Source organism: Mycobacterium sp. TH-M15, from assembly GCF_057473705.1.
The window spans coordinates 1-3,158 of the sequence record NZ_JBYCLB010000186.1 but is presented as its reverse complement, the minus strand read 5'-3'; the positions used below and the strand labels follow the sequence as shown (position 1 = coordinate 3,158).

The window sequence follows — 3,158 nt, the reverse complement described above, 5'->3', positions numbered from 1 at the left end:
TGATCACCGAGGTGACGCTGCGGCTGCTGCCGGCGCAGAGCCCGTCCAGTGTGGTGGTGGCGACCTTCGATTCGGTGGCCGCCGCCGCCGAGGCGGTGCTCGGGGTGACCGCGCGGGTCCGCCCTGCGATGCTGGAGTTCATGGACGCCGCGGCGATCAACGCCGTCGAGGACCGTCTGCGGATGGGCCTGGACCGGGAGGCGGCCGCGATGCTGCTCGGCGGCGCCGACGACCGCGGCCCGGCCCGCGCCGACGACGCGCAGGTGATGGCCGAGGTCTTCGGTGGGCACGGCGCCAAGGAGGTGTTCACCACCGACGACCCGGACGAGGCCGAGGCGTTCGTCGCCGCGCGACGGTTCTGCATCCCGGCGGTGGAGGCCAAGGGGCCGCTGCTGCTGGAGGACGTCGGGGTGCCGGTGCCGGCGCTGGCCGAACTGATCACCGGGATCGAGCGGATCGGCACCGAGCACGACCTGATGATCTCGGTGATCGCGCACGCCGGCGACGGCAACACCCACCCGCTGATCGTGCACGACCCGACCGACCCGGACGAGACCCGGCGCGCGCAGGCCGCCTACGGCGAGATCATGGACCTGGCCGTCGGGCTGGGCGGCACCATCACCGGCGAGCACGGCGTCGGCCGGCTCAAGCAACCGTGGCTGGAGGGGCAGATCGGCCCGGACGCGCTGGCGCTGAACCGGCGGGTGAAGCAGGCGCTGGACCCGCTGGGCATCCTCAACCCGGGCGCGGCGATCTGAGCTGTTGACATGCGCGTTGCGATGTCGTATTCATGAGACATGTCAACAATGATGTCTCAGCCGAGGTTCGTGCCGTTCACCGCCGAGACCTGGGCCGACCCCTGGCCGCTGTACCGGGCGCTGCGCGACCACGACCCGGTGCACCACGTGGTCCCCGCGGACCGGCCGGATGACGACTACTACGTGCTCTCCCGGCACGCCGACGTCTGGGCCGCCGCCGCCGACCACGAGACATACTCATCGGCGCAGGGGCTGACCGTAACCTACGGGGAGCTGGAGATGATCGGCCTCGCCGACAACCCGCCGCTGGTGATGCAGGACCCGCCGCGGCACACCCAGTTCCGCAAGCTGGTCGCCCGGGCGTTCACCCCGGCGCACGTCGCGGCGCTGGAGGCGGAGGTGCGCGAGCACTGCGTCGAGCGGATCGAGCGGCTGCGCGCCGGCGACGGCTCCGGCGACATCATCGCCGAGCTGTTCAAGCCGCTGCCGTCGCTGGTCGTCGCGCACTTCCTCGGGGTGCCCGCGGACGCCCGGCAGCGGTTCGACGGCTGGAGCGAGGCGATCGTCGCCGCCAACACCAGCCCGGGCGGCGTCGCCGGCGCGGGCGAGGCGATCGCCGAGATGATGACCTACTTCACCGGGCTGATCGAGCGGCGCCGCACCGACCCGGGCGAGGACACCATCTCGCACCTGGTGTCGGCCGGCGTCGGCGTCGACGGCGACACCGCGGGCCTGCTGTCGATCCTGGCGTTCGCGTTCGCCATGGTCACCGGCGGCAACGACACCACCACCGGAATGCTCGGCGGCTCGGCGCAGCTGCTGCAGCGGCACCCGGACCAACGCCGGACGCTGGCCGACAGACCGGAGCTGATCCGCGACGCCGTCGAGGAGCTGCTGCGGCTGACCTCGCCGGTTCAGGGGCTGTGCCGCACGGTCACCCGGGACGTGACGATCGGCGACACTCGAATCCCGGAGGGCCGCAAGGTGTTGCTGCTCTACGGATCGGCGAACCGCGACGAGCGCCAGTTCGGTCCGGACGCCGAACAACTCGACGTGTCGCGCAAGCCGCACCAGATCCTCACCTTCGGCTACGGCGCGCACCACTGCATCGGCAACCAGGCCGCCCGGATGGAATCCCGGGTTGCACTGGAGGAGCTGCTGACCCGCTGCCCGGAGTACCGCATCGACGAATCCGGGATCACCTGGACCGGTGGCAGTTACGTGCGCTGGCCGCTGACCATGCCGTTCACGGCCGGCTGATGGCCGGCACCGACTGGCTCGCCGGCGGGCGCACCGAACTGGCCGCCGACCGGATCCTGGACGCGGCCGCCCGGCTCTTCGCCGAACACGGGCCGGCAACGGTCGGCATGAACGACATCTCCCGCGCGGCAGGCTGTTCCCGGGCGACGCTGTACCGGTACTTCGAGAACCGGGACGCCCTGCACACCGCGTACGTGCACCGCTGGGCCAACGAGATCGGCGGCGACCTGGCCGCGCGGATGGCCGGGATCGACGATCCGCACCAGCGACTGCTGGCCGGGATCACCGAGGCGATCGCGTCGGTGCGGGGCAACCCGGCGCTGCTCTCCTGGTTCGCCGAGACCGGCCCGCCGATCGGCGCGGCGATGGCCGACCGGTCCGAGGTGATCACCGCGATGGTCGCCCGGTTCCTGGCCACCCTGGGACCCGCCGACGCCGAGGCGCTGCAGCGCCGGGCCCGCTGGCTGGTGCGGGTGATGACCTCGCTGCTGATCTTCCCCGGCCGCGACGCCGCCGAGGAGCGGGCGCTGCTGGAGGAGTTCGTCACCCCGGTGGTGGCGCCGGCCCGGCGGAGACCGGCCCCGCATCGGGAGTGATGCCGGTCAGCGCCGGCGCCGGTAGCCGGCGACGTCGGTGCACCGGTGCAGCAGCCAGGCCAGCGGAATCGTCACCGCCATTGTGACGACGAACAGGGCCAGCGCCGAACCGGTGTAGACCGGGCGGTGCAGCACCTCGACCATCACCACCTCCATCAGCACCAGGTGGATCAGGAACAGCTCGTAGGAGATCTCCCCCAGCCACACCATCGGCCGGCTGGCCAGCAGCCGCGCGTACCACCCCCGGTCGCCGAGCGCCAGCGGCGCCACCAGCAGCGCCGAGATGGCGGCGTAGAACACCGATTTGGTCATCGACTCGGCCAGGCCGGTGGGCGAGGTGGTGGGCTCGCCGGCGATCGGGGTGGCGACAATCAGATAGCTGACCACCGCCAGCGGGACCGCCACGAAGCCGTAGCAGCGCACCCCCATCGCCTGCAGCACGGTCAGCACCATCCCGGCGACGAACCAGGCCAGGTACGCCGGCGGCCAGATCCGGGCGCCGCCGGGCAGCACGCCGGGCAGATGCGCCAGGATCAGCCAGGCC

Annotated in this window: 4 protein-coding genes; 3 read left to right on the top strand and 1 reads right to left on the bottom strand. The window is 72.2% G+C overall.

Annotation, left to right across the window (positions count from 1 at the left end; genetic code table 11):
• The 3 genes from AC2VNT_RS04455 to AC2VNT_RS04445 all read left to right on the top strand — a co-directional run.
• On the top strand, positions 1–758 hold a 758-nt coding region (locus tag AC2VNT_RS04455), incomplete at its 5' end, for an FAD-binding oxidoreductase (protein WP_486945702.1).
• Positions 759–797: 39 nt separating this feature from the next.
• On the top strand, positions 798–2,018 hold the full coding sequence (locus AC2VNT_RS04450; RefSeq protein ID WP_486945701.1) for a cytochrome P450: 1,221 nt from the start codon (positions 798–800) through the stop codon (positions 2,016–2,018).
• The gene (locus AC2VNT_RS04445; RefSeq protein ID WP_486945700.1) at positions 2,018–2,614 is read left to right on the top strand and encodes a TetR/AcrR family transcriptional regulator; all 597 of its coding nucleotides are present in this window, start codon (positions 2,018–2,020) and stop codon (positions 2,612–2,614) included. The genes AC2VNT_RS04450 and AC2VNT_RS04445 overlap by 1 nt, the downstream gene beginning before the upstream one ends.
• A gap of 6 nt (positions 2,615–2,620) precedes the next feature.
• On the opposite strand, the gene AC2VNT_RS04440 is transcribed toward AC2VNT_RS04445, so the two are convergent.
• Positions 2,621–3,158, bottom strand: a 538-nt coding sequence (locus tag AC2VNT_RS04440; protein ID WP_486945699.1) for an acyltransferase family protein, incomplete at its 5' end; no start/stop codon positions are given.

Excerpts from the sequence above, each read along its gene's own strand:
- AC2VNT_RS04450 (WP_486945701.1), top strand. The coding sequence starts at position 798 with ATGTCAACAATGATGTCTCAGCCGAGGTTCGTGCCGTTCACCGCCGAG.
- AC2VNT_RS04445 (WP_486945700.1), top strand. The coding sequence starts at position 2,018 with ATGGCCGGCACCGACTGGCTCGCCGGCGGGCGCACCGAACTGGCCGCC.